General features: G+C 70.8%; 24 protein-coding genes. 1 reads left to right on the top strand and 23 read right to left on the bottom strand.

Going from position 1 to position 25,134, the window contains the following annotated elements:
- Positions 1–49: 49 nt before the first annotated feature.
- The 13 genes from metK to pyrR form a co-directional block, all read right to left on the bottom strand.
- Complete coding sequence (gene metK / locus ACFYXC_RS26840) at positions 50–1,273, bottom strand: methionine adenosyltransferase (RefSeq protein ID WP_388918297.1); 1,224 nt, start codon at positions 1,271–1,273, stop codon at positions 50–52.
- A 237-nt stretch (positions 1,274–1,510) separates the two neighbouring features.
- Positions 1,511–2,713: a bifunctional phosphopantothenoylcysteine decarboxylase/phosphopantothenate--cysteine ligase CoaBC gene (gene coaBC, locus ACFYXC_RS26835; protein WP_389554338.1), complete on the bottom strand. Its 1,203-nt coding sequence runs from the start codon at positions 2,711–2,713 to the stop codon at positions 1,511–1,513.
- Between the two features lie 101 nt (positions 2,714–2,814).
- Entirely contained in the window at positions 2,815–3,087 is a 273-nt protein-coding gene (gene rpoZ / locus ACFYXC_RS26830) for a DNA-directed RNA polymerase subunit omega (protein WP_005319902.1), read from the bottom strand.
- 49 nt (positions 3,088–3,136) lie between these two features.
- Positions 3,137–3,730: a guanylate kinase gene (gene gmk / locus ACFYXC_RS26825; protein ID WP_388918291.1), complete on the bottom strand. Its 594-nt coding sequence runs from the start codon at positions 3,728–3,730 to the stop codon at positions 3,137–3,139.
- Between the two features lie 38 nt (positions 3,731–3,768).
- A complete protein-coding gene (locus ACFYXC_RS26820) occupies positions 3,769–4,092 on the bottom strand; it encodes an integration host factor (RefSeq protein ID WP_005319887.1) in 324 nt (107 codons plus the stop codon).
- A gap of 267 nt (positions 4,093–4,359) precedes the next feature.
- The gene (gene pyrF / locus ACFYXC_RS26815) at positions 4,360–5,217 is read right to left on the bottom strand and encodes an orotidine-5'-phosphate decarboxylase (RefSeq protein ID WP_388918288.1); all 858 of its coding nucleotides are present in this window, start codon (positions 5,215–5,217) and stop codon (positions 4,360–4,362) included.
- Positions 5,214–6,323 carry a quinone-dependent dihydroorotate dehydrogenase gene (locus tag ACFYXC_RS26810; protein WP_388918285.1) on the bottom strand — a complete coding sequence of 370 codons (1,110 nt, stop codon included), beginning with the start codon at positions 6,321–6,323 and terminating at the stop codon, positions 5,214–5,216. Before ACFYXC_RS26810 ends, pyrF begins: the two co-directional genes overlap by 4 nt.
- Before the next feature lie 142 nt (positions 6,324–6,465).
- Positions 6,466–9,774, bottom strand: coding sequence for a carbamoyl-phosphate synthase large subunit (gene carB, locus ACFYXC_RS26805; RefSeq protein ID WP_389554337.1), 3,309 nt, complete (start codon positions 9,772–9,774; stop codon positions 6,466–6,468).
- Entirely contained in the window at positions 9,767–10,939 is a 1,173-nt protein-coding gene (carA, locus tag ACFYXC_RS26800) for a glutamine-hydrolyzing carbamoyl-phosphate synthase small subunit (protein ID WP_388918279.1), read from the bottom strand. Before carA ends, carB begins: the two co-directional genes overlap by 8 nt.
- Positions 10,936–11,523: a hypothetical protein gene (locus tag ACFYXC_RS26795; RefSeq protein WP_388918553.1), complete on the bottom strand. Its 588-nt coding sequence runs from the start codon at positions 11,521–11,523 to the stop codon at positions 10,936–10,938. The genes carA and ACFYXC_RS26795 overlap by 4 nt, the downstream gene beginning before the upstream one ends.
- A 26-nt stretch (positions 11,524–11,549) precedes the next feature.
- Entirely contained in the window at positions 11,550–12,836 is a 1,287-nt protein-coding gene (locus ACFYXC_RS26790; RefSeq protein WP_389554336.1) for a dihydroorotase, read from the bottom strand.
- A gap of 5 nt (positions 12,837–12,841) precedes the next feature.
- On the bottom strand, positions 12,842–13,825 hold the full coding sequence (locus ACFYXC_RS26785) for an aspartate carbamoyltransferase catalytic subunit (protein WP_388918273.1): 984 nt from the start codon (positions 13,823–13,825) through the stop codon (positions 12,842–12,844).
- A 123-nt stretch (positions 13,826–13,948) separates the two neighbouring features.
- Positions 13,949–14,539: a bifunctional pyr operon transcriptional regulator/uracil phosphoribosyltransferase PyrR gene (gene pyrR, locus ACFYXC_RS26780; protein WP_388918270.1), complete on the bottom strand. Its 591-nt coding sequence runs from the start codon at positions 14,537–14,539 to the stop codon at positions 13,949–13,951.
- A gap of 244 nt (positions 14,540–14,783) precedes the next feature.
- On the opposite strand from pyrR, the gene bldD reads away from it, so the two are divergent.
- A complete protein-coding gene (gene bldD / locus ACFYXC_RS26775; RefSeq protein WP_027751102.1) occupies positions 14,784–15,284 on the top strand; it encodes a transcriptional regulator BldD in 501 nt (166 codons plus the stop codon).
- A gap of 199 nt (positions 15,285–15,483) precedes the next feature.
- Here the strand turns inward: bldD and nusB are convergent, their stop codons facing one another.
- The 10 genes from nusB to ruvX all read right to left on the bottom strand — a co-directional run bounded on the left by nusB (position 15,484) and on the right by ruvX (position 25,126).
- Positions 15,484–15,918 (bottom strand): transcription antitermination factor NusB, encoded by a 435-nt coding sequence (nusB, locus tag ACFYXC_RS26770; protein ID WP_388918267.1) that lies wholly within the window; start codon positions 15,916–15,918, stop codon positions 15,484–15,486.
- 2 nt (positions 15,919–15,920) lie between these two features.
- Complete coding sequence (gene efp, locus ACFYXC_RS26765; RefSeq protein ID WP_388918264.1) at positions 15,921–16,487, bottom strand: elongation factor P; 567 nt, start codon at positions 16,485–16,487, stop codon at positions 15,921–15,923.
- 68 nt (positions 16,488–16,555) lie between these two features.
- Positions 16,556–17,662 (bottom strand): aminopeptidase P family protein, encoded by a 1,107-nt coding sequence (locus ACFYXC_RS26760; protein ID WP_389554335.1) that lies wholly within the window; start codon positions 17,660–17,662, stop codon positions 16,556–16,558.
- A 144-nt stretch (positions 17,663–17,806) separates the two neighbouring features.
- A complete protein-coding gene (locus tag ACFYXC_RS26755; protein ID WP_389554334.1) occupies positions 17,807–18,733 on the bottom strand; it encodes a Pro-rich N-terminal domain-containing protein in 927 nt (308 codons plus the stop codon).
- A 165-nt stretch (positions 18,734–18,898) separates the two neighbouring features.
- The gene (aroB, locus tag ACFYXC_RS26750; protein ID WP_389554333.1) at positions 18,899–19,990 is read right to left on the bottom strand and encodes a 3-dehydroquinate synthase; all 1,092 of its coding nucleotides are present in this window, start codon (positions 19,988–19,990) and stop codon (positions 18,899–18,901) included.
- The gene (locus ACFYXC_RS26745) at positions 19,987–20,469 is read right to left on the bottom strand and encodes a shikimate kinase (RefSeq protein ID WP_389554420.1); all 483 of its coding nucleotides are present in this window, start codon (positions 20,467–20,469) and stop codon (positions 19,987–19,989) included. The genes aroB and ACFYXC_RS26745 overlap by 4 nt, the downstream gene beginning before the upstream one ends.
- Positions 20,470–20,498: 29 nt before the next feature.
- Complete coding sequence (gene aroC / locus ACFYXC_RS26740) at positions 20,499–21,683, bottom strand: chorismate synthase (protein ID WP_388918252.1); 1,185 nt, start codon at positions 21,681–21,683, stop codon at positions 20,499–20,501.
- 221 nt (positions 21,684–21,904) lie between these two features.
- Complete coding sequence (locus tag ACFYXC_RS26735) at positions 21,905–22,756, bottom strand: shikimate dehydrogenase (RefSeq protein ID WP_389554332.1); 852 nt, start codon at positions 22,754–22,756, stop codon at positions 21,905–21,907.
- On the bottom strand, positions 22,734–24,539 hold the full coding sequence (gene mltG, locus ACFYXC_RS26730; RefSeq protein ID WP_389554331.1) for an endolytic transglycosylase MltG: 1,806 nt from the start codon (positions 24,537–24,539) through the stop codon (positions 22,734–22,736). The genes ACFYXC_RS26735 and mltG overlap by 23 nt, the downstream gene beginning before the upstream one ends.
- 122 nt (positions 24,540–24,661) lie before the next feature.
- Positions 24,662–25,126, bottom strand: coding sequence for a Holliday junction resolvase RuvX (gene ruvX / locus ACFYXC_RS26725; protein ID WP_389554419.1), 465 nt, complete (start codon positions 25,124–25,126; stop codon positions 24,662–24,664).
- Between the last annotated feature and the right edge of the window lie 8 nt (positions 25,127–25,134).

Here is a 25,134-nt window from a genome sequence, read left to right as displayed (position 1 = left end):
CTCCGGGATGCCGGGCCCATGAGCAGAGAGGACTGCCCGGGTGGAAGGGCTACAGCCCCGCCGCCCTGCGCAGCGCGTCGACCCGGTCCGTCTTCTCCCAGGTGAAGTCGGGCAGCGGGCGCCCGAAGTGGCCGTACGCGGCGGTCTGGGAGTAGATCGGGCGGAGCAGGTCGAGGTCGCGGATGATCGCGGCCGGGCGGAGGTCGAAGACCTCGGAGATGGCCGTCTCGATCTTCTCCGCGTCGATCTTCGCGGTGCCGAAGGTCTCGACGAAGAGACCGACGGGCTCGGCCTTGCCGATCGCGTAGGCGACCTGGACCTCGCAGCGGGAGGCGAGGCCCGCCGCGACGACGTTCTTGGCGACCCAGCGCATGGCGTACGCGGCGGAGCGGTCGACCTTGGACGGGTCCTTGCCGGAGAAGGCGCCGCCACCGTGGCGGGCCATGCCGCCGTAGGTGTCGATGATGATCTTGCGGCCGGTCAGGCCGGCGTCGCCCATCGGGCCGCCGATCTCGAAGCGGCCGGTGGGGTTGACCAGGAGGCGGTAGCCCTCCGTCTCCAGCTTGATGCCGTCGTCCAGGAGGGCCTTCAGTTCGGGCTCCACCACGAACTCGCGGATGTCGGGCGCGAGCAGCGAGTCCAGGTCGATGTCCGACGCGTGCTGCGAGGAGACGACGACCGTGTCCAGGCGGACCGCCTTGTCGCCGTCGTACTCGATGGTGACCTGGGTCTTGCCGTCGGGACGCAGGTAGGGGATCGTGCCGTTCTTGCGGACCTCGGAGAGGCGGCGCGACAGGCGGTGCGCGAGGTGGATCGGGAGCGGCATGAGCTCCGGGGTCTCGTCCGTCGCGTAACCGAACATCAGGCCCTGGTCGCCGGCGCCCTGCTTGTCGAGCTCGTCCCCTGCCTCACCTGCGTCGGAACCCTCGACCCGCTTCTCGTACGCGGTGTCGACACCCTGCGCGATGTCGGGCGACTGGGAGCCGATCGACACGGACACGCCGCAGGAGGCGCCGTCGAAGCCCTTCTTCGACGAGTCGTAGCCGATCTCGAGGATCTTGTCGCGCACGAGCTGTGCGATCGGCGCGTACGCCTTGGTCGTGACCTCGCCGGCCACGTGGACGAGGCCGGTCGTGATCAGGGTCTCGACGGCGACCCGGGACGTCGGGTCCTCTCTCAGGAGCGCATCGAGGATGGTGTCGCTGATCTGGTCAGCGATCTTGTCGGGGTGACCCTCGGTCACGGACTCCGAGGTGAACAGGCGACGGGACACAACGCTCCCTGTGGTTGCAGCGGCTGCTGGCTGATCATTGGCGGACGGCCGGGAGCTGCGCCCGGCGTCGTCCGAGAACAGCTTATCGGTCGCACTTCGCCGCAGGGCTACCGTCTCGCCTCTCGGAAGCGCTGTGACCTGCGGCACGAGCATTCTGCGACACGAGGACACGTCTGCGCCAGGCTCCCACACCCTGTGTGTGCCGGATTCGAGGGGCGCTCGAGACGAATGCGACGCTCAGCCCAGCCGGCGCGCCACGAGGTCCCACACGGTTTCGGCCAGCGCCTCCTTCGGCCCGTACGGCACCGGGGTCTCACTGCCGTCGGCGCCGAGCACGACCGCCTCGTTCTCCTCGGAGCCGAAGGTCTTGCGCTCACCGACCTCGTTGACGACGAGGAGGTCGCAGCCCTTGCGCCGGAGCTTCGTCCGGCCGTTGGCCAGCACGTCGTCCGTCTCGGCGGCGAAGCCGACGATCACCTGTCCGGTGCGGGCACGGTCCGCGGAGATCTCCGCGAGGATGTCGGGGTTGCGGACGAGAACGATCGGCTCCGGTTCCTGCCCGTCCTTTTTCTTGATCTTGCCCGCCGCGTAGGCCGCGGGCCGGAAGTCGGCCACCGCGGCCGCCATCACCACGGCGTCGGCGTCCGGGGCCGCCTTGAGCACGGCCTCGCGCAGTTGCACGGCGGTACCGACCTCGACGACGTCGACGCCCGCCGGGTCCGGCATCCCGGTGTTGGCGGCGATCAGCGTGACCCGGGCGCCCCGGGCGGCGGCGGTGCGCGCGAGGGCGTACCCCTGCTTCCCCGAGGAGCGGTTGCCGAGGAAGCGGACCGGGTCGAGGGGCTCGCGTGTGCCGCCCGCGCTGACGACGACGTGCCGGCCGGCGAGGTCCGCCTCGGCCGCGCCGCGCGCGAGCACCCGGCGGCAGGTCTCGAAGATCTCCACGGGGTCGGGCAGCCGTCCCTTGCCGGTGTCGACGCCGGTCAGCCGGCCCACCGCGGGCTCGATGACGACGGCGCCCCGGCGGCGCAGCGTCGCCACGTTCTCCTGGGTGGCCGGGTGCTCCCACATCTCGGTGTGCATGGCGGGCGCGAAGACGACCGGACAGCGGGCGGTGAGCAGCGTGTTCGTGAGGAGGTCGTCGGCGAGGCCGTGGGCGGCCTTCGCCAGCAGGTCCGCGGTGGCGGGCGCGACGACGACCAGGTCGGCCGTCTGGCCGATCCGCACGTGCGGCACCTCGTGGACGTCCGTCCAGACCTCCGTCGAGACCGGGTGTCCGGAGAGGGCGGACCAGGTGGCGGCGCCGACGAAGTGCAGCGCCGACTCCGTCGGTACGACCCGCACGTCGTGGCCCGACTCGGTCAGTCGGCGCAGCAGCTCGCACGCCTTGTAGGCGGCGATGCCACCGCTGACTCCCAGCACGACCTTCGGCTTGTCCACGTCTCTCCCCGACCTCGGCACCCGTACGTCCCCATCACACACCACAGGCCCGGCAGACGTACTGCCGGGCCTGTGGACAACTGAGCTGTGAGCCGAAAATACTACTGAGCCGGGCCCTCGATGGCCTCCGACGTCAGCAGGCCGGCGTTGATCTCCCGGAGGGCGATCGACAGCGGCTTCTCGTGGACGTGCGTGTCCACGAGGGGACCGACGTACTCGAGGAGACCCTCACCGAGCTGCGAGTAGTACGCGTTGATCTGGCGGGCGCGCTTGGCCGCGTAGATCACGAGGCTGTACTTCGAGTCGGTTGCCTCGAGGAGCTCGTCGATCGGAGGGTTGATGATGCCCTCGGGAGCAGTGATGGAAGAGGACACGCTCTGCCTTCCGAAAAGTGGAAATTGACCTTGAAGGTGACCTTTAAGATCAGACAACTTCCATCAAGGCTAGCAGCTCACGAGCCACGTCCTCGACGGAGGTGTTGACCAGGGTGGTGTCGAACTCCGGCTCGGCAGCCAGTTCGATCTTGGCGGCCGCCAGCCGGCGTTCGATGACCTCGGGCGGCTCGGTGCCCCGCCCGGTGAGTCTGCGCACCAGCTCCTCCCAGGAGGGAGGAGCCAGGAACACCAGCAGGGCCTCGGGCATGGACTCGCGGACCTGCCGGGCTCCCTGGAGGTCGATCTCCAGGAGGACCGGCTCGCCCGACTCCAGCCGTTCGAGCACGGCATCGCGGGGCGTCCCGTAGCGGTTGCCCGCGAACTCGGCCCACTCGAGCAGCTCGCCGTTGGCGATCAGCTTGTCCATCTCCTCGTCGCTGACGAAGAAGTAGTGGACACCGTGCTTCTCCCCGGGGCGCGGCCTGCGGGTCGTCGCCGACACCGAGAGCCATACCTCGGGGTGTTCCTTGCGCATATGGGCGACGACCGTGCTCTTGCCGACCCCGGAGGGGCCGGAGAGCACGGTCAGCCGCGGACGTACGTCCGGGGGTACGGGGGACGTCCCCCGGGGTGTTGCAGCCATGCGGCGATTATCCAGGTTCTCAGGGGTGCCCGAGAACGTCAGGCCGCACCGCCGCCGAACTCGCGCTCCAAAGAGGCGATCTGGTTGGAGCCGAGACCCCGCACACGCCGGCTCTCGGAGATCCCGAGCCGTTCCATGATCTGCTTGGCGCGGACCTTGCCCACGCCGGGCAGGGACTCGAGAAGGGCGGAGACCTTCATCTTGCCGATGACGTCGTTCTCCTGGCCCTGCTTGATGACCTCGTGGAGGGAGGCGCCGGAGTGCTTGAGTCGATTCTTGACCTCGGCCCGCTCCCGGCGAGCCGCGGCGGCCTTTTCGAGCGCGGCTGCGCGCTGTTCAGGGGTAAGGGGCGGAAGAGCCACGCCTACGTCACCTCGGATGTCGAACTGTCGGATACGGACCGGTGAGGAACCTGATCGCTCCACACCTGGTGAGCAACGAGCAACGCTTCTGCCCGTCGACTCTCGTCGGAGACTAGCGGGCAAGTCCGCCGGAGTCAGCGAGAACAGCGGAAAAGTCCTGGTCAGCCTCTATGGAGTCAGACATTCCAGACAAAACACCCAGGATTTGAGCATGTATTCAGACGCTCGGCGCCCGGAAGTCGCGTGCCGAGGGCGCGGCGCCGGCCACTAGGCCGCCTCCACCGCCGCCCTGATCTGTTCCGCGAAGAGGTCGGATGACGCGCGTAGCGCGTCGATGCCGGGCCCGTGCCGCAGGACTCCGCGGCTGACGTTCGGCACCACCTGGCGCACCGCCGCCCCGAAGACCCGGGGCAGGTCGGCCGGCGTCGCGCCCTGGGCGCCGATGCCGGGAGCGAGGAGCGGGCCGTTGATGCCGAGGTCGTAGGAGGACAGATCGCCGAGCGTGGCGCCGACGACCGCCCCGAAGGAGCCCATCGGGGTCTGTCCCGCGTTCTCCTCGGCGAGGTGCGCCAGCATGGTCGCGCCCACGTTCCGCCGCGCCGTGTCGGCATGCGGGGGCCGGACCGCGTGCTGCACCTCGGCGCCCTCCGGATTGGAGGTCAGCGCGAGCACGAAGAGCCCCGCGCCGTTCTCCCGGGCGAGTTCGACCGCGGGCCGCAGCGACCCGTAGCCGAGGTACGGCGAGACGGTGAGCGCGTCCGAGAAGAGCGGCGAGCCTTTCTCCAGGAAGGCGGCGGCGTACGCGGCCATGGTCGAGCCGATGTCACCGCGCTTGGCGTCCATGACGACCAGCGCCCCGGCCGCGCGCGCCTCCTCGACCGACTTCTCCAGCACGGCGACGCCGCGCGACCCGAAGCGCTCGAAGAACGCGCTCTGCGGCTTGAGCACGGCGACCCGGCCGGCCAGCGCCTCCACGACGGTGCGGCTGAACCGCTCCAGGCCCGCGACGTCGTCGTTCAGACCCCAGTCGGCGAGCAGGGAGGCGTGCGGGTCGATGCCGACGCACAGAGGACCCCGCTCGTCCATGGCGCGGCGCAGTCGGGCACCGAAGGGTTCCGGGCTCATACGGTCGTCTTCCTCACGTCGGCGCCGACCGCGTCGGCGAGGGTGGCGTACGGGCTCGTACGAAGGCGTGCGGCGAGGCCCTTGTGGATGCCGCGCGCCCAGAACGGGCCCTCGTAGACGAAGGCGCTGTAGCCCTGGACCAGGGTGGCGCCGGCCAGGATGCGCTGCCAGGCGTCCTCGGCGTTCTCCACGCCGCCGACGCCCACCAGGGTGATCCTGTCCCCCACGCGCGCGTAGAGGCGTCGCAGCACCTCCAGGGAGCGTGCCTTGAGAGGCGCGCCGGAGAGCCCGCCGGTCTCGGCGACGAGGGAGGTGCCGGACCGCAGCCCCAGCTCCGCGCGCGCGATGGTGGTGTTCGTGGCGATGATGCCGTCCAGGCCGAGCTCGACGGCGAGGTCGGCGACGGCGTCGACGTCCTCGTCCGCGAGGTCGGGCGCGATCTTCACGAGCAGCGGCACGCGGCGCGTGGTGACGGTCCGGTCGGCGGCCTCGCGGACCGCGGTGAGCAGGGGCCGCAGCGACTCGGTGGCCTGGAGGTTGCGCAGTCCGGGGGTGTTCGGCGAGCTGACGTTGACCACGAGGTAGTCGGCGTGGGGGGCGAGTCGCTCGGTGGACTTCACGTAGTCGGCGGCGGCCTCGGCCTCCGGGACTGCCTTGGTCTTGCCGATGTTGACGCCGAGGACCGTCCTGAGGACGGGCGTGCGGGTGCGCAGGCGCTCCGCCACGGCCGCGGAGCCCTCGTTGTTGAACCCCATGCGGTTGATCAGCGCGCGGTCCGGCAGGAGGCGGAACAGCCGCTTCTGGGGGTTGCCCGGCTGCGCCTCCCCGGTGACCGTGCCGATCTCGACGTGGTCGAAGCCGAGCATCGCCATGCCGTCGACGGCGACCGCGTTCTTGTCGAAGCCCGCGGCGAGCCCGAACGGCCCGTGCATCCGCAGTCCGAACGCCTCGGTCCGCAACTCCTCGTACCGGGGTGCGAGGACGGCGGCGGCGAAGGTCCGCAGCACGGGCACGCGGACGGCCAGCCGGATCCACCGGAAGGCGAGGTGATGGGCCTGCTCGGGATCCATACGCCGGAACACGAGCCGAAAGAAGAGCTTGTACATGGTGGGCTTCCTGATGAAGAGGCTGGTCCCGCAGCACCGCGCCCCTGAGGGGCGCGGGGCTGTATTCGATCTGCGGCTCCGCCGCGGGGCGCGACCAGCCACGACGGACCCGCAGACGAAGCACCCGCGGCAGGCGGAGCGCTCAGCCGCGCGCCGCGGTCAGATGCTCCGCGTGTTCCTGCAGCGAGCGCACACCCACGTCGCCGCCGTTGAGCGCGTCGATGCCCTGGACGGCCGCGGCGAGCGCCTGGACGGTCGTCAGGCACGGCACGGAGCGGGCCACGGCGGCCGTACGGATGTCGTAGCCGTCGAGCCTGCCCCCGGTGCCGTACGGCGTGTTGACGATGAGGTCGACGCCGCCCTCGTGGATGAGCTGGACGATCGTCTTCTCGCCGTTCGGGCCCTCGCCCTCGGACTGCTTGCGCACGACGGTGGCGTTGATGCCGTTGCGCCGCAGGACCTCGGCCGTGCCGGACGTGGCGAACAGTTCGAAGCCGTGGGCGACGAGTTCCCGCGCAGGGAAGATCATCGAGCGTTTGTCGCGGTTGGCGACGGAGATGAAGGCGCGGCCCTTGGTCGGCAGCGGACCGTACGCGCCGGCCTGGGACTTGGCGTACGCCGTGCCGAACACCGAGTCGATGCCCATGACCTCGCCGGTGGAGCGCATCTCCGGGCCGAGGATGGTGTCGACACCGCGGCCGTGGATGTCGCGGAAGCGCGACCACGGCATGACGGCCTCCTTGACGGAGATCGGCGCGTCCAGCGGCAGTTCACCGCCGTCGCCGACGGCCGGCAGCAGGCCCTCGGCGCGCAGTTCGGCGACGGTCGCGCCCAGCGAGATCCTGGCGGCGGCCTTGGCGAGCGGCACCGCGGTCGCCTTGGAGGTGAAGGGAACCGTGCGCGACGCGCGCGGGTTGGCCTCCAGGACGTACAGGATGTCGCCGGCCAGCGCGAACTGGATGTTGATCAGTCCGCGCACGCCGACGCCCTTGGCGATGGCCTCGGTGGACGCGCGCAGCCGCTTGATGTCGAAGCCGCCGAGCGTGATCGGGGGCAGCGCGCACGCCGAGTCGCCGGAGTGGATGCCGGCCTCCTCGATGTGCTCCATGACGCCGCCGAGGTACAGCTCGTGGCCGTCGTACAGGGCGTCCACGTCGATCTCGATCGCGTCGTCCAGGAAGCGGTCGACGAGAACCGGCCGGGAGGGGCTGATCTCGGTCGACTCCTCGATGTACGAGGCCAGCCGCGTCTCGTCGTACACGATCTCCATGCCGCGTCCGCCGAGGACGTACGACGGGCGGACCAGGACGGGGTAGCCGATCTCGTCCGCGATGGCCTTGGCCCCGGCGAAGGTGGTGGCGGTGCCGTGCTTGGGCGCGGGCAGTCCGGCCTCGGCGAGCACCTGGCCGAAGGCGCCGCGGTCCTCGGCGGCGTGGATGGCCTCGGGCGGGGTGCCCACGACCGGGACGCCGTTGTCCTTGAGGGCCTGCGACAGGCCGAGCGGGGTCTGTCCGCCGAGCTGGACGATGACGCCCGCGATCGGGCCCGCCAGCGTCTCGGCGTGCACGATCTCCAGCACGTCCTCGAGGGTGAGCGGCTCGAAGTACAGGCGGTCGGAGGTGTCGTAGTCCGTGGAGACGGTCTCGGGGTTGCAGTTGACCATCACCGTCTCGTAGCCGACGTCGCTCAGCGCGAAGGAGGCGTGGACACAGGAGTAGTCGAACTCGATGCCCTGGCCGATGCGGTTCGGGCCGGAGCCGAGGATGATCACCGCGGGCTTCTCGCGCGGGGCGACCTCCGTCTCCTCGTCGTAGGAGGAGTAGAAGTAGGGCGTCTTCGCGGCGAACTCGGCGGCGCAGGTGTCGACGGTCTTGTAGACCGGCCGGACGCCGAGCGCGTGCCGCACCTCGCGCACGACGTCCTCGCGCAGGCCGCGGATCTCGCCGATCTGGACGTCGGAGAAGCCGTGGCGCTTGGCCTCGGCGAGCAGCTCCGGGTGCAGCTTGTCGGCGGCGGCCAGCTCGTCCGCGATCTCCTTGAGCAGGAAGAGCTGGTCCACGAACCACGGGTCGATCTTCGTCGCGTCGAAGACCTCCTCCGGCGTGGCGCCCGCGCGGACGGCCTGCATGACGGTGTTGATGCGCCCGTCGGTGGGACGGACGGCCTCCGCGAGCAGCTCGGCCTTGTCGCCGGGCTCGCCGACGAAGGTGAACTGGCTGCCCTTCTTCTCCAGGGAGCGCAGGGCCTTCTGGAGCGCCTCGGTGAAGTTGCGGCCGATCGCCATGGCCTCGCCGACCGACTTCATGGTGGTGGTCAGCGTGGAGTCGGCGGACGGGAACTTCTCGAAGGCGAACCGGGGCGCCTTGACGACCACGTAGTCGAGGGTCGGCTCGAAGGACGCCGGGGTCTTCTCGGTGATGTCGTTCGGGATCTCGTCGAGCGTGTAGCCGACGGCCAGCTTGGCGGCGATCTTGGCGATGGGGAAACCGGTGGCCTTCGACGCGAGGGCCGAGGAGCGGGACACGCGCGGGTTCATCTCGATGACGATGATCCGGCCGTCCTCGGGGTCCACCGCGAACTGGATGTTGCAGCCGCCGGTGTCGACGCCGACCTCGCGGATGATCGCGATGCCGATGTCCCGCAGCCGCTGGTACTCGCGGTCGGTCAGCGTCATCGCGGGAGCCACGGTGATGGAGTCGCCGGTGTGGACGCCCATCGGGTCGAAGTTCTCGATGGAGCAGACGACCACGACGTTGTCGTGCTTGTCGCGCATCAGCTCCAGCTCGTACTCCTTCCAGCCGAGGATGGACTCCTCCAGGAGCACCTCGGTGGTCGGGGAGAGCGTGAGGCCCTGGCCGGCGATGCGGCGCAGTTCGTCCTCGTCGTGGGCGAAGCCGCTGCCCGCGCCGCCCATGGTGAAGGAGGGGCGGACGACGACGGGGTAGCCGCCGAGCGTCTCGACGCCCTTGAGCACGTCGTCCATGGAGTGGCAGATGACGGAGCGGGCGGACTCGCCGTGCCCGATCTTCTTGCGGACCTCCTCCACGACGCCCTTGAAGAGGTCGCGGTCCTCGCCCTTGTTGATCGCCTCGACGTTGGCGCCGATCAGCTCGACGCCGTACTTCTCCAGCACCCCCTGCTCATGCATGGAGATCGCGGTGTTGAGGGCGGTCTGGCCGCCGAGGGTCGGCAGCAGGGCGTCGGGCCGCTCCTTGGCGATGATCTTCTCGACGAACTCCGGGGTGATCGGCTCGACGTACGTGGCGTCGGCGATCTCCGGGTCGGTCATGATCGTCGCGGGGTTGGAGTTGACCAGGATCACCCGCAGGCCCTCGGCCTTGAGGACGCGGCACGCCTGGGTGCCGGAGTAGTCGAACTCGGCGGCCTGGCCGATGACGATCGGGCCGGAGCCGATGACCAGGACGGACTGGATATCGGAGCGCTTAGGCACGCTGGCCCTCCATCTGGGCGGTGTTCATCAAAGACGTGAAGCGGTCGAACAGGTAGGCGGCGTCGTGCGGGCCCGCTGCCGCCTCGGGGTGGTACTGGACGCTGAACGCGGGCCGGTCGAGCAGCCGCAGCCCTTCGACGACCTGGTCGTTCAGGCAGACGTGGCTGACCTCGGCGCGCCCGTAGGGGGTCTCGGAGACCCGGTCGAGCGGGGCGTCGACGGCGAAGCCGTGGTTGTGCGCGGTGACCTCGACCTTGCCGGTCGTACGGTCCTGCACGGGCTGGTTGATGCCCCGGTGCCCGTACTTCAGCTTGTACGTGCCGAAGCCGAGGGCACGGCCGAGGATCTGGTTGCCGAAGCAGATGCCGAACAGGGGCGTCCCGCGCTCCAGCACGGCGCGCATCAGGGCGACCGGGTGGTCGGCCTGCTCCGGGTCACCGGGGCCGTTGGAGAAGAACACGCCGTCCGGGGCGACCGCGTAAATCTCCTCGACGGTGGCGGTGGCCGGCAGGACGTGCACCTCTATGCCGCGCTCGGCCATGCGGTGCGGGGTCATGCCCTTGATGCCGAGGTCCACGGCGGCGACGGTGAACTTCTTCTCACCGACGGCCGGGACGACGTACGCCTCCTCGGTGGCGACCTCCTCGTAGAGGCTGGCGCCCTTCATCTCGGGGGCCTCGCGCACCTGTGCCAGCAGGGTGGCGTCGTCGGGCAGCGTGCCGCCGGAGAAGATGCCGACGCGCATGGCGCCGCGCTCGCGCAGGTGGCGGGTGAGCGCGCGGGTGTCGATGCCGCTGATGCCGACGACGCCCTGTGCGGCGAGTTCGTCGTCCAGTGTGCGGCGGGAGCGCCAGCTGGAGGGCACGCGCGCGGGGTCGCGTACGACGTAGCCGGAGACCCAGATCTTCCTGGACTCCATGTCCTCGTCGTTGATGCCGGTGTTGCCGACGTGCGGGGCGGTCATCACGACGACCTGGCGGTGGTACGACGGGTCGGTGAGGGTCTCCTGGTAGCCGGTCATGCCGGTGGAGAACACCGCTTCGCCGAAGGTCACCCCCACGGCCCCGTAGGCGCGGCCGCGGAAGGTCCGGCCGTCCTCCAGGACGAGTACGGCGGGCGCCGCCTGCTGCCTGCGCGAGGCGGTCCCCTGGTCGGAGGTGGTCATCGTGCGCCTTCCGTGTCGTTGCTCTTGTCGATCATGCGGTTCAGGGTGTCGACCCATGCGTGGTGCTCCGCCGCGTGGTCCGAGCGGAACCCGGAGTCGATCAGCCGGTCGCCGTGCTTCCAGGTGACGACGAGCAGCCCGCCCTCGGTGAGGACCTTGCCGGCGATGCCCTTGTCCAGCCGGGCCTCACGCAGCTGCGCGCGGGGGACGAAGAAGTCGGCCGCGCCGGGCCGTACGACGTCGAGGCCCGCGTCCGTCAGGGTGAGCTCGGCCCTGCTGCGGGTGCCCAGGCCGTGCGCCACGATGCGGTCCAGCCACTGACCTGCCGTGGTGGAGCCGTGGTAGCGGCCGGTCATGCTCAGTCTGGCCGCACCGGGCTCGCTCGGCACGACGGGCAGTTCGGGGAGGTCGCCCTGGAGGGTGCCGCGCCACTTCCAGCCCTCGCGCATCAGCCAGTAGACGAGCGCGATGAACAGGACGAGGCCGACGAGCCAGCCGATGCGGGCGGCCCAGTCGGTCACCTCGGCGGACTTCTGGTCCGCCGCGAGACCGGTGGCGCGCCCCGCGGTGAGGTCCGTGGCGATCTGCGCTGCAAGGGGGGTGAGTGATGTCACGCGAGCTTCCCGTCGACGAGCGTGGCCCTGCCCCGCAGCCACGTGTGCGTGACACGGCCCGGCAGCTCACGACCCTCGTACGGAGTGTTGCGGCTGCGTGAGGCGAAGCCCGCGGGGTCCACCTCACCACGGTATGCCGTGTCGACCAGCGTGAGGTTGGCGGGCTCACCTGCCGAGACGGGGCGTCCGTGGCCCTGCGCCCGGCCGATCGCGGCGGGCTTGTGGGACATGCGGTCCGCGACGCCGGCCCAGTCGAGCAGCCCGGTCTCGACCATCGTCTGCTGGACGACGGAGAGGGCGGTCTCCAGGCCGACCATGCCCATGGCGGCGGCGGCCCACTCGCAGTCCTTGTCCTCGTGCGGGTGCGGGGCGTGGTCGGTGGCGACGATGTCGATGGTGCCGTCGGCGAGCGCCTCGCGCAGGGCCAGCACGTCGCGCTCGGTGCGCAGCGGCGGGTTGACCTTGTAGACGGGGTTGTACGAGCGGACCAGCTCGTCGGTGAGGAGCAGGTGGTGCGGGGTGACCTCGGCGGTGACGTCGATACCGCGGGACTTGGCCCAGCGGACGATCTCGACGGAGCCGGCGGTCGACAGGTGGCAGATGTGGACGCGGGAGCCGACGTGCTCGGCGAGCAGGACGTCCCGGGCGATGATCGACTCCTCGGCCACCGCGGGCCAGCCGCCCAGTCCCAGTTCCGCGGAGACGACGCCCTCGTTCATCTGGGCGCCCTCGGTGAGGCGGGGCTCCTGGGCGTGCTGGGCGACGACGCCGCCGAACGCCTTCACGTACTCCAGCGCCCGGCGCATGATCACGGCGTCGTCGACGCACTTGCCGTCGTCCGAGAAGACGGTGACGCCGGCGGCGGACTCGTGCATCGCGCCCAGCTCGGCGAGCTTCCTGCCCTCCAGGCCGACGGTGACGGCGCCGATGGGCTGCACGTCGCAGTAGCCGTGCTCCCGGCCGAGCCGGTAGACCTGCTCGACGACGCCGGCGGTGTCGGCCACCGGGAAGGTGTTGGCCATGGCGAACACGGCGGTGTAGCCGCCGCTCGCGGCGGCGCGGGTGCCGGTCAGGACCGTCTCGGAGTCCTCGCGGCCGGGCTCGCGCAGATGCGTGTGCAGGTCGACGAGGCCCGGCAGGAGCACCCGGCCGGCCGCCTCGACGACCTCGGCGCCCTCGGCCGGGAGCCCCGTACCGATCTCGGCGATCGTCTCGCCGTCGAGGAGCACGTCCTGCCGCTCGCCGCCGAGCACCTTCGCACCACGGATCAGAATCCTGCTCATGTGACCTACTTCTCCTCGGTACGGGTGTGGGTGGCGGCGACGGCGGGTTCGTTGCCGCCGAGCAGCAGGTACAGGACGGCCATCCGGATGGAGACGCCGTTGGCGACCTGCTCGATCGCGGTGCAGCGCTCCGAGTCGGCGACCTCCGCGGTGATCTCCATGCCGCGGACCATCGGGCCGGGGTGCATCACGACGGCGTGCCCGGGCATCTTCGCCATGCGGTCGCCGTCGAGCCCGTAGCGCCGCGAGTACTCGCGCTCGGTGGGGAAGAACGCCGCGTTCATCCGCTCGCGCTGGACGCGCAGCAGCATCACCGCGTCGGACTTGGACAGCGTGCTGTCGAGGTCGTACGAGACCTCGCAGGGCCAGCTCTCGACGCCGACCGGCACCAGGGTCGGCGGGGCCACGAGGGTGACCTCGGCGCCGAGGGTGTGCAGCAGGTCGACGTTCGAGCGGGCCACGCGGCTGTGCAGGATGTCGCCGACGAGCGTGATGCGCTTGCCGGCCAGGTCCTGGCCGAGGCCCGCGTCCCGGCCGACGAGCCGGCGCCGCATGGTGAAGGCGTCGAGCAGCGCCTGCGTGGGGTGCTGGTGGGTGCCGTCCCCGGCGTTGATGACCGCGGCGTCGATCCAGCCGGAGGTGGCGAGCCGGTAGGGGGCTCCGGAGGCGCCGTGCCGGATGACGACGGCGTCGACGCCCATCGCCTCCAGGGTCTGCGCGGTGTCCTTCAGGGACTCGCCCTTGGAGACGCTCGACCCCTTGGCGGTGAAGTTGATGACGTCCGCGGACAGGCGCTTCTCGGCGGCCTCGAAGGAGATCCGGGTCCGTGTGGAGTCCTCGAAGAAGAGGTTGACGACGGTGCGGCCGCGCAGGGTCGGCAGTTTCTTGATCGGCCGGTCGGCGACCCGGGCCATCTCCTCGGCGGTGTCGAGGATCAGGACGGCGTCGTCGCGGGAGAGGTCGGCGGCCGAGATGAGATGACGCTGCATCTTTCAGGCTCCGTAAGGCAGTTCAGGTCGGGAAGCGGGCACCCGGGTGGGCCGTGCGGGCGCAGCCGGGCGGGCGGGGGCGCGAGCGGGCACGGCGTACGACGGCGGCCGTACGCCGGAGAGCTACTGCTGTCCGCCGGGGGAGGTCTGCTTCACACCGAGCAGGACGGTGTCGCGGCCGTCCTCCTCGGCGAGCTGGACCTTGACCGTCTCCCGCAACGACGTGGGGAGGTTCTTGCCGACGTAGTCGGCGCGGATCGGGAGTTCACGGTGACCGCGGTCGACGAGGACCGCGAGCTGCACGGCGCGCGGGCGGCCGATGTCGTTCAGCGCGTCGAGGGCGGCGCGGATGGTGCGGCCGGAGAAGAGCACGTCGTCGACGAGGACGACCAGGCGGCCGTCGATGCCGTCACCGGGGATGTCGGTGCGGGCCAGCGCGCGGGGCGGGTGCATGCGCAGGTCGTCGCGGTACATGGTGATGTCGAGGGAGCCGACCGGGATGGTGCGGTCGGTGATCTCCTGGAGCTTGGCGGCCAGCCGCCGGGCCAGGTGCACGCCCCGGGTCGGGATGCCGAGGAGGACCACGTCCTCCGCGCCCTTGGCGCGCTCGACGATCTCGTGGGCGATGCGGGTCAGGACCCGCGCGATGTCGGGCGCCTCGAGAACGGGCCGCGCATCGGACTCGTACTGCTGCTTCTGCTGTTCGGTGTCCATACGAAACGGACCTCCTTCTCCGCCTCACGGGACGGATCATTAAAGGACGTCGGAATTGCGCCATCCACGGTACCAGCCCGGCAACGCCCCTGATCACCCCCCTGGCACCGGTCGTGCACCCCTTGCACGCGGAGGCCGGTCCGGACCATTCGGCTTGACGAGCCAGAGTCACGCTGCGTAACCTCACAGTGAGTCACCAGCCGCGCGGCCGAGCCGCACGTCGACACAGTGTCCGGGGAGCCATATGTCCAGCGAATACGCCAAACAGCTCGGGGCCAAGCTCCGTGCCATCCGTACCCAGCAGGGCCTTTCCCTCCACGGCGTCGAGGAGAAGTCCCAGGGCCGCTGGAAGGCGGTCGTGGTCGGTTCGTACGAGCGCGGCGACCGCGCCGTGACCGTACAGCGTCTCGCGGAGCTGGCGGACTTCTACGGCGTCCCCGTGCAGGAGCTGCTGCCCGGCACCACGCCTGGTGGAGCCGCCGAGCCGCCGCCGAAGCTGGTCCTCGACCTGGAGCGGCTGGCGCACGTGCCGGCCGAGAAGGCGGGCCCCCTGCAGCGCTACGCGGCGACGATCCAGTCGCAGCGCGGCGACTACAACGGCAAGGTGCTGTCGATCCGCCAGGACGACCTGCGCACCCTCGCCGTCATCTACGACCAGTCTCCCTCGGTCCTCACCGAGCAGCTGATCAGCTGGGGCGTCCTGGACGCGGACGCGCGCCGCGCGGTCTCCCACGAAGACGCCTGACCCGCACCAGCACTGAGAAGAAACGTGCCCTCGGGGTGGCCGGAACCGATCGGTTCCGGCCACCCCGAGGGCGTTTCGCACGAGAACGCCGGAGGGCCCCCAGCAAGGAACTGGGGGCCCTCCGGCGTACCAAGGGGCGCGAGGAACTGCGCGACCGGCCCCCACCGGCCCGCACCTGACGTGGGACCGAGCGGAGCGTTCAGACGTCGTCGCGCCGCAGCGACGACTTGAGCTCCTTGAACCGGCCGAGCAGCCCGTTCACGAACGCGGGCGACTCATCCGTGGAGAACTCCTTGGCGAGCTGCACCGCCTCGTCGAGCACGACCGCGTCCGGAGTCCCGTCCACCCAGATCAGCTCGTACGCGCCGAGGCGCAGGATGTTGCGGTCGACGACCGGCATCCTGTCGAGCGTCCAGCCGACGGCGTACTGCGAGATGAGCTCGTCGATGCGCTTCGCGTAGGACGCGTAGCCCTCGACCAGCTGCATCGTGAACTCGCTCACCGGCGGCTGCCGGGTGTCGGTCCTGGAGTGCCGGATCCAGTCCGCCAGGACCGTCACGACGTCCACGCCGCGCTGGTCCCCTTCGAAGAGGATCTGGAAGGCGCGCTTGCGGGCCGTATTGCGGGCAGCCACGGTTAGCTGTTCACCCGGCCGAGGTAGTCGCTCGTGCGGGTGTCGACCTTGATCTTCTCACCGGTGGTGATGAAGAGCGGGACGTTGATCTGGTGACCGGTCTCCAGGGTGGCGGGCTTGGTGCCACCCGTGGAGCGGTCGCCCTGGACGCCCGGCTCGGTCTCCTGGACGACGAGCTCGACGGCGGCCGGCAGCTCGACGAAGAGCACCTCGCCCTCGTGCTGCGCCACGGTGGCGGTGAAGCCCTCGATCAGGAAGTTGGCGGCGTCGCCGACGGCCTTGCGGTCGACCATGAGCTGGTCGTAGGTCTGCATGTCCATGAAGACGAAGTACTCGCCGTCCATGTACGAGAACTGCATGTCGCGCTTGTCGACAGTGGCCGTCTCGACCTTGACGCCGGCGTTGAACGTCTTGTCGACGACCTTGCCGGAAAGCACGTTCTTCAGCTTGGTGCGCACGAAGGCCGGGCCCTTGCCGGGCTTGACGTGCTGGAACTCGACTACGGACCAGAGCTGGCCGCCTTCGAGCTTGAGCACCAGGCCGTTCTTGAGGTCGTTCGTGGAAGCCACGGTTGCGGAATCTCCTGGACTGACGTGGACGACCCCGGTGGCACGCGCACGGCTCGAAGCGTTCCAAGCTAGAGCGCGAGCAGTTCCTTGGTCGTGATGGTGAGTAGCTCGGGTCCGCCGTCCGCCTCAGGGCGCACGACGAGCGTGTCATCGATCCGGACGCCGCCCCGGCCCGGGAGGTGGACCCCCGGTTCGACGGTGACCGGCACGCAAGCGTCCAGTTTACCCATGGCCGCGGGGGCCAACTGCGGCTCCTCGTCGATTTCGAGCCCCACGCCGTGTCCGGTCGACTCGGGGAGGCCCTCCGTGTGCCCCGCGGAGTCCAGTACCTGGCGGGCCGCGCGGTCCACGTCACGGTAGGCGGTGCCGGGTACGAGGGCTTCGCGGCCGGCCCGCTGGGAGGCGAAGACGAGGTCGTACAGCTCGATCTGCCAGGCGGCGGGCGAGGTGCCGATGACGAAGGTGCGGCCGATCTCGCAGCGGTAGCCGCGGTAGGTCGCGCCCAGGCAGACGGAGAGGAAGTCCCCCTCCTCGACCCGGCGGTCGGTCGGGAGGTGCCGGCGGCGGCCCGAGTGCGGGCCCGTGCCGACCGACGTCCTGAACGCCGGCCCGTCGGCGCCGTGGTCGACGAGGCGGCGTTCCAGCTCCAGCGCGAGGTGCCGTTCGGTGCGGCCGACGAGGATCGACTCCAGGAGTTCCCCCAGGGCCTGGTCGGCGATCTCCGCGCCGATGCGCAGACAGGAGATCTCCCCCTCGTCCTTGATCACACGCAGCTGCTCGACGGCGCAGCCGACGTCGGCGAGGCGCAGCGCGGGTGCGACCGAGCCGATCGCCCGGTGGCGGCCGACCGTCAGGTGGTGTTCCTCGACGGCGAGGGAGTCCGCGCCCTGGGCGGCGGCGAGGCCCGCGGCGGCGACCGCGGGGTCGCCACCGGGGCCCGGCAGCGTGTGGACGCGCAGGGCGTCGTCCGGGCGGGCCGCGCCGGGCGCGGCCTCCGCCGGGGCGCCCTGCACGAGGAGGTCCTCGGTCCTGCCCAGGAGGAGGACCGCGCCGGGTACGGCCGCGCCGGTGAGGTAGCGGACGTTGGCGGGGCGGGAGACCAGCGCGGTGGCGCTGCCGCTCGCGTTGCAGCGGTCCCGAAGGCGGGCTCGGCGGGTCTCGTACACCTCTGGCATGTTCCGAGGGTATGAGACTTGCCCGTTTTGTGCCGTTTTGGAGAGGCCGGGCGGGGGCGGCTGAAGGCCGAGTGCCGGGTGCGGGCTTGTGGGGGCCGGTCGCGCAGTTCCCCGCCCCTCCGGGGCACGGCTCCTAGGTGGGGGCTACCACTGGGGTGGGCTGGCGATCGACCGGGACAGGACGTCGTTCAGGACCTGGGCCGTCTGGGGGACGTCCAGTTGGGAGTTGTCGATGATCGGCAGGCCCGAGCCGTACCAGCCGGCCATCCTGCCGTGGATGCGCGCGACTTCCTCGTCGGTGAGACGGCGGTTTCCGGAGCGCTTGGCGTTGCGCTCCAGGACTATCTCCAGGCCCGGCAGGAGGACGACCGGCAGCAGGCCGGGGCCGACGTGCCGCTTCCAGCCGCCGAGGCCCACCACGGGCCGGTCGGGGAAGACGGCGTCGTCGAGGATGCAGGAGATGCTGTTGGCCAGGAAGTTGCGGGCCGCGAAGCCGCAGGTGCGGCGGGCGAGACGATACTGCGCCTCCGACATGTCGTTCCAGCCCGACTGCGGGTCGGCGAACCCCGCGCGCACCCACTCACGGACGTCGTCCAGGCTGATGTGCGCCGTGGGCACCCGGCGGTGGTCCGCCCAGTACTTGGCGACGCTGGTCTTGCCCGCGCCCGCGGGCCCGATGAGCAGCACGGCGAGCGTAGTGGACGTCGGATCGGGCGTACCGGTCGCGGGCGGCGCGCTCGGCATCGGGACGGGTCCGCCCGGCGGCAACTGGACATGTCCCGTGGTGTCGGGCGTCGGCGGTACGGGAGCGTGGTGCGGGACCGCGTGGTGCGGCGCGGGCGGATGGCCCGGCGGGTGCGGTGCGGCGGGCCCGGACTGCGCTCCGGCCCCGGCTCCGGTGAAGACCGGCGGGCCCGCGGGCGGGTGCACCGGCCCAGGTCCCGCCTGCGCGCCGGCGGGCGGGACCGGGTGGTGCGGTCCCGGGTGTGGTGCGGCCCCCGACCAGCCGGCGGCCGGTCCGTGCCCCTGCTGATGGGGCGGCGGCAGCGGAGACCCCACTGCGTGCTGCATCCGGTGCCACTCCGTCTCGTACAGGCAATGGGCGCTGGCAGCGAGACACCTGCCCCGCTTCCCTACCGAACGGTACCGTCCCCGGCCGCCGTTTGGTGAACGGCCGGGGACGGCCCGAAGTGCCCGTCCGCACCCGGCGGAGCGGCGCGATGGCCGCCCGCGGGGCTATTCGCCCACTTCGCCGTAGGCGGCGAGGAGCACCGCGGGGTCGGGGCCCTCCAGGACGGTCGGCTTGGCCAGTCCGTCGAGGACGATGAAGCGCAGCAGGTCGCCGCGGGACTTCTTGTCGACCTTCATGTTCTCCAGGAGCTTCGGCCACTGGTCGTAGCGGTAGCTCAGCGGCAGTCCGACGGACTCCAGGATCGTGCGGTGCCGGTCCGCGGTCAGGTCGTCGAGGCGTCCCGCGAGACGGCCCAGTTCGGCCGCGAAGTGCATACCGACCGCGACCGCCGCGCCGTGGCGCCACTCGTAGCGCTCGTTCTTCTCGATGGCGTGGGCGAGGGTGTGCCCGTAGTTGAGGATCTCGCGCAGCCCGGACTCCTTGAGGTCGGACGAGACGACCTCGGCCTTGACCCTGACGGAGCGCTCGATGAGTTCGGCGGTGTGCGGTCCGGCCGGCGTACGGGCGCCCTGGGGGTCTGCCTCGATGAGTTCGAGGATCTCCGGGTCGGCGATGAAGCCGGCCTTGATGATCTCGGCGAGTCCCGACACGAAGTCGTGGACCGGCAGCGAGTCGAGCGCGGCCAGGTCGCACAGCACGCCGGCCGGCGGGTGGAAGGCGCCGACGAGGTTCTTGCCCTCGGCGGTGTTGATGCCGGTCTTGCCGCCGACGGCGGCGTCCACCATGGCCAGCACGGTGGTGGGGATGGCGATCCAGCGCACCCCGCGCAGCCAGGTCGCCGCGACGAATCCGGCCAGGTCGGTGGTGGACCCGCCGCCGACGCCGACGATCACGTCGGTGCGGGTGAAGCCGGACTGGCCGAGCGCCTTCCAGCAGTACGCGGCGACCTCGGCGGTCTTCGCCTCCTCGGCGTTGGGCACCTGGATGGCGACGGCCTCGAAGCCCTGCTCCGCCAGGTCGGCGCGCAGCGCGTCACCGGTCTCGGCGAGCGCCTCGGGGTGGATCACCGCGACCCGCTTGGCCTTCTCCCCCACCAGCGCGCCGAGTTCACCCAGCAGCTGCCGGCCGACCAGGACCTCGTACGGCTCGCTGCCCGCCGTGCCGCCGACGTGGATCCGCGTCACTGCCTCGCTCATGCTTCTTTCAACTCCAGTGCGTCGAGGACCGCTCGGGTGACCTCTTCGGGGGTACGGCCGTCGGTGGCGACCACGGCGCTCGCGACCTCGCCGTACAGGGGACGGCGGGCGTCCATCAGCTCGCGCCACTGCCGGCGCGGATTGACCGCCAGCAGCGGCCTGGCCGCGTTCAGTCCGGTGCGCTGGACCGCTTCCTCGACGTCCATCGAGAGGTACACGACGGGCCGGTCGGCGAGCAGCGCCCGGGTGTCCGCGTCGAGGATCGAGCCGCCGCCCAGCGCGAGGACGCCGTCGTGTTCCGCGAGGGCCCGGCGCACGGCCTGCTTCTCGACGGCACGGAAGACGGACTCGCCCTCGTCCACGAAGATGTCCGCGATGGTGCGGCCCTGCTCGGCCACGATGTCCTCGTCGGTGTCCCGGAACCGGCAGCCGAGCCGCTCCGCGAGCAGCGCGCCGACCGTGGACTTGCCGACTCCCATCGGGCCGACCAGCACGACCCTGGGACCGGTCACCGTACGACCAGGTGCTGGAGGTAGGACTCGACGTTGCGGCGGGTCTCCGGCACGCTGTCGCCGCCGAACTTCTCCGCCACCGCGTCCGCCAGGACCAGCGCGACCATGGCCTCGGCGACGATGCCCGCGGCCGGTACCGCGCACACGTCCGAGCGCTGGTGGTGCGCCCTGGTCGCCTCGCCGGTCGCCACGTCGACGGTGGCGAGGGCCCGCGGGACGGTGGCGATGGGCTTCATCGCCGCCCGCACGCGCAGCAGTTCGCCCGTCGTCAGACCGCCCTCGGTACCGCCGGAACGGCCCGAGGTACGGCGGATGCCCTCGTCGGTGTGGACGATCTCGTCGTGTGCCCGGGAACCGGGGACCCGCGCGAGGTCGAAGCCGTCGCCGACCTCCACGCCCTTGATCGCCTGGATGCCCATCAGCGCTGCCGCGAGCCGGGCGTCGAGGCGCCGGTCCCAGTGCACGTGCGAGCCGAGGCCGACCGGCACTCCGTACGCCAGGACCTCGACGACGCCGCCGAGCGTGTCGCCGTCCTTGTGGGCCTGGTCGATCTCCGCGACCATCGCCTTCGAGGCGTCCGCGTCCAGGCAGCGCACCGGGTCCGCGTCCAGCTTGTCCACGTCGGCGGGGGTCGGGAGGACGCCGTAGGGGGCCTTCGCCGCCGCCAGCTCCACCACGTGCGAGACGATCTCGATGCCGGCGGTCTCCTTCAGATACGACCGGGCCACCGCGCCCAGCGCCACCCGGGCGGCCGTCTCCCGTGCGGAGGCCCGCTCCAGGATCGGCCGCGCCTCGTCGAAGCCGTACTTCTGCATACCGGCGAGGTCGGCGTGGCCGGGCCGCGGGCGGGTCAGCGGGGCGTTGCGGGCCAGGTCACCGAGGATCTGCGGGTCGACCGGATCGGCGGCCATCACCTGTTCCCACTTCGGCCACTCGGTGTTGCCGACCATCACCGCGACCGGCGAACCGAGGGTGAGGCCGTGCCGTACCCCGCCGAGGAAGGTGATCTCGTCGCGCTCGAACTTCATCCGCGCACCGCGTCCATAGCCCAGGCGCCGCCGGGCCAGGTGGTCCGCCACCATCTCCGTGGTGACGGGCACGCCGGCGGGAAGACCCTCCAGCGTCGCCACGAGTGCGGGGCCGTGCGACTCCCCCGCGGTCAGCCAGCGCAACCTGCTCAACGGTGCTCCTCATGCTCGCGCCCTGGTACTGCGTACTGTCTTTGCGTACGCGCGTCCTCGCGTACGGCGACGGCGCGACCGGGTGCGCGGCCCTGGCCCGCCGCCCTCGATCCTCCCACGTCCGCGCCCTCGGCCCGGCCGCAGGTCCACCAGGCGGACGCCCCCGTCACGCCGCGGGTGCCGCCTCCGCGGAATCGAGAACCGGACCGGGCCGGCCTCTCCTACCGGGCCGCGAGGGACTTCTCCCCTGCCGTGCGCATCGTGTGGACCGGGGCCGGGGCGAGGCCCGTCATCTGTTCGACCTGGAGGACCGCCTGGTGGACGAGCAGGTCGAGGCCGCTGACGACGGCACCGCCGTAGGCGGACCAGCGGGCCGCGAGCTCGGTCGGCCACGGGTCGTACAGGACGTCGAAGAGGGTGGCGGGCCGCTCCGGGACGGACGGGCCGAGAGCGTCGGTGGCACCGGCCGGGGTGGTCGCGATCACCAGCGGGGCGCGCAGGCCCTGCCCGGCGTCCGCCCAGTCCGCCGTACGCACCCCGACGCCGAGCCGCTCGCCCCACTGCCGCATCTCGGCGGCGCGCGCCGCGCTGCGGACGTACGCGACGACCTCGCCCGTGCAGATGCGGGCGAGCGCGGCCAGCGCGGAGGAGGCGGTGGCGCCCGCGCCGAGGATCGCCGCGGATTCCACTTGTTCGATGCCCCGCTCGCGCAGGGCGGCGACGATGCCGGGGATGTCGGTGTTGTCACCGGCGCGGCGCCCGTCCTCGGTGAGCACCACCGTGTTCACGGCCTCGACGGAGGCCGCGGTGTCACTGATGGTGTCGAGCAGGGGAATGACGGCCCGTTTCAGCGGCATGGTCAGCGAGAGCCCGGCCCATTCGGGGCCGAGTGTGCCGACGAACTCGGGGAGTGCGGCTTCGTCGACGTCGAAGCGGTCGTACGACCAGTCGTCCAGGCCCAGTTCCTCGTACGCGGCGCGGTGCAGTACCGGGGAGAGGGAATGGTCGATCGGGGAACCGAGAACGGCGGCACGGCACCGCCGGTCCCCGTCAGTCCTTCTTGCGCCGTTCATTGAATTTCTGAACCAGCTTCTCGTGGTCGGCCAACGTCTTGGTGAAGTCGGTCTTCTTGCCGTCGATGGAGATGAAGAACATCCACGCACCGCCGTCCGGGTCCACCGCGGCCTTCAGTGCTTCCCCGCCCGGGTTACCGATGGGCCCGGGCGGCAGACCCTTGTAGAAGTACGTGTTGTACGGGTCGTCGTAGTTGCGGATCTCGTCGACGGAGATGTCGATCTCGCTCTGACCCTTGAGGTAGTTGTACGTCGAGTCGAACTCGAGTTTCTGGTTGGTGACGTCGTTCGTCGGCTTCAGACGGTTGTAGACGACGGCCGCCATCTTCCTGAAGTCGTCGTGCGTGATGCCTTCGGCCTGTACCAGGCTCGCCACGGTGACGACCTGCAGCGGATCCTCCAGGCCGAGGTCCTCGGCCTTGGCCTCCAGGTCGTACTTGGCGTACTCCTTGTTGGCCTGCGACACCATTTCCTTCAGGACGGCCTCGGGCTTCATGTCCTTGTCGGCCGGGTAGGTCGCCGGGTAGAGGAATCCTTCCAGCGGGTCCTTGATGTCGGTGTCGTCGTTCGCCCAGTCCGGCAGTCCGAGGCTCTCGTACTTCTCCTCGGCGACCTTCGCGGTGCTGCCCTTGGGGAGATCCAGCTGTTTGTCGATCGCCTCGTACACGGTGACGTTGCGCTGTCCCTCCCTGACGACCAGGTTGTTCTGGCTCTTGGGATCGAGCATCAGCTCGACAGCGCTTTCCGCGGACATCTGCTTCTTCAGCAGATAGGACCCCGGCTGGATCTTGTCCCCTTCGGAATTCTGGGACTGGGCCGCCACGAACGCGTCCACGCTCTTGACGACGCCTGCCGCTTTCAGCCGCTGGCCGATCACCGAGCCGAAAGCGCCCTTGGGAATGACGACGGTCACCTGCTCGCCCGTGCCGTCACCGGCATAATCGGGGGCCGAGCCGAAACGGTTCTGATAGAACTGGTAGCCGAAATATCCGACTCCACCGATCATCGAGGTGAAGACGAGCGAGACGACCAGGCAGGCGCAGCCGCTGCGGCTCTTCTTCTCGCCCTTTCCCTTGCTCCCCTTGCCGCCCTTGCCGCGTCGGCGGCTCTGCGGGTCGTCGCCGTCGTCGACGCCGTCATCGTCGTCGTCTCCGCCCGCGAAGAAGGCGTGCTCGCCCTGATCCGGGCCCGGGTCCCAGTCGGTGCGCTGCGGTTCCGGTTCGGCACGGCGGCGGCCCGGCGGCTCCGGCGGCGGATACGCGTCGGGGGTCCCGTACTGGTCGGGCTGCTGACCGGCGTACGCCGCGGCCTGATCGCCGTAGGGATCGTTCGGATCGCCGTTGTAGGGGACCTGCTGCTGCTGGTACTGCTGGCCCGTGCCCCAGCCGGCGTTGTACGGCTGACCGTTCTGGTCGTACTGCTGACCGCTCTGGTCATACGGTTGACCGTTCTGATCGTACGGTCGGCCGTTCGGGTCGTACTGCGGGCCGCCCTGACCGGGGTAGCCCTGTCCGCCCTGGCCGGTGTATTGCTGCGGGGAATGACCGCCGTACTGCTGCTGTCCCTGGGCGTACTGCTGCGGGCCCTGGTCGTAGCCGGCCTGCTGCCCCGCGCCCCAGTCGCCGTACTCCGGCTGCTGCGGCTGCTCCGGATGGTGCTGCGGCTGGCCGCCGTAGGGGGACTGGGCCGCCTGGGCCTCCTGTCCTCCCCATCCGCCGTCCCCGTACAACGGGTCCTCGGGATGCCACGGTTCGGAGCCCGGGCCCCGGCCATACTCAGTCATCGATCCCCTAGAGCCGCGAGGCGGCGGTCGCGCGGTGGCTGGGCTCGGCTACCGTTCGCCTCTCTCTTGTGCGGAGGCTATTCGAACACCACCGCATCGCGCGGAACGTTACCGTACCGCGATCAGATGACCACTTCGACGCCCTCGCCGGGGGATGTGCCTGACGCCCGTTCGGACTCCAGTGCCTGCTGGAGGATGATCACGGCCGCTGCCTGGTCGATGACCGATCTGCCCTTCTTGGACTTCACGCCCGAGGCACGCAGTCCCTGACTGGCCGTCACTGTGGTCATCCTCTCGTCCAGGAGCCGCACCGGAACGGGTGCGATGCCCCGCGCGAACTCCTGCGCGAAGGCCCGGACCTTCACCGCGGCGGGGCCCTCGCCCCCCTTGAGGGAGCGTGGGAGACCGACGACGACCTCGATCGGTTCGTACTCCTCGACGAGCTGCCGCAGCCGCCGGTGGGCGGCCGGGACGTCACGTCCCGGCACGGTCTCCACCGGGGTGGCGAGGATCCCGTCGGGGTCGCACGAGGCGACCCCGATCCGGGCGTCCCCGACGTCGAGGGCGAGTCGGCGTCCGCGGCGCATGACCCGCT

It is taken from the genome of Streptomyces sp. NPDC002701 (assembly GCF_042889045.1).
GTDB lineage: Bacteria > Actinomycetota > Actinomycetes > Streptomycetales > Streptomycetaceae > Streptomyces.
Note: the sequence above shows the minus strand (reverse complement) of the source record. Positions and strands in the feature narration are given on the sequence as shown.

Excerpts from the sequence above, each read along its gene's own strand:
- gmk (WP_388918291.1), bottom strand. The coding sequence starts at position 3,730 with ATGGCTGCAACACCCCGGGGGACGTCCCCCGTACCCCCGGACGTACGT.
- pyrF (WP_388918288.1), bottom strand. The coding sequence starts at position 5,217 with ATGAGCCCGGAACCCTTCGGTGCCCGACTGCGCCGCGCCATGGACGAG.
- ACFYXC_RS26810 (WP_388918285.1), bottom strand. The coding sequence starts at position 6,323 with ATGTACAAGCTCTTCTTTCGGCTCGTGTTCCGGCGTATGGATCCCGAG.
- carA (WP_388918279.1), bottom strand. The coding sequence starts at position 10,939 with ATGACCACCTCCGACCAGGGGACCGCCTCGCGCAGGCAGCAGGCGGCG.
- ACFYXC_RS26790 (WP_389554336.1), bottom strand. The coding sequence starts at position 12,836 with ATGAGCAGGATTCTGATCCGTGGTGCGAAGGTGCTCGGCGGCGAGCGG.
- ACFYXC_RS26785 (WP_388918273.1), bottom strand. The coding sequence starts at position 13,825 with ATGCAGCGTCATCTCATCTCGGCCGCCGACCTCTCCCGCGACGACGCC.
- pyrR (WP_388918270.1), bottom strand. The coding sequence starts at position 14,539 with ATGGACACCGAACAGCAGAAGCAGCAGTACGAGTCCGATGCGCGGCCC.
- bldD (WP_027751102.1), top strand. The coding sequence starts at position 14,784 with ATGTCCAGCGAATACGCCAAACAGCTCGGGGCCAAGCTCCGTGCCATC.
- ACFYXC_RS26760 (WP_389554335.1), bottom strand. The coding sequence starts at position 17,662 with ATGCCAGAGGTGTACGAGACCCGCCGAGCCCGCCTTCGGGACCGCTGC.
- ACFYXC_RS26755 (WP_389554334.1), bottom strand. The coding sequence starts at position 18,733 with ATGCAGCACGCAGTGGGGTCTCCGCTGCCGCCGCCCCATCAGCAGGGG.
- aroB (WP_389554333.1), bottom strand. The coding sequence starts at position 19,990 with ATGAGCGAGGCAGTGACGCGGATCCACGTCGGCGGCACGGCGGGCAGC.
- ACFYXC_RS26745 (WP_389554420.1), bottom strand. The coding sequence starts at position 20,469 with ATGGGAGTCGGCAAGTCCACGGTCGGCGCGCTGCTCGCGGAGCGGCTC.
- ACFYXC_RS26735 (WP_389554332.1), bottom strand. The coding sequence starts at position 22,756 with ATGAACGGCGCAAGAAGGACTGACGGGGACCGGCGGTGCCGTGCCGCC.
- mltG (WP_389554331.1), bottom strand. The coding sequence starts at position 24,539 with ATGACTGAGTATGGCCGGGGCCCGGGCTCCGAACCGTGGCATCCCGAG.
- ruvX (WP_389554419.1), bottom strand. The coding sequence starts at position 25,126 with ATGCGCCGCGGACGCCGACTCGCCCTCGACGTCGGGGACGCCCGGATC.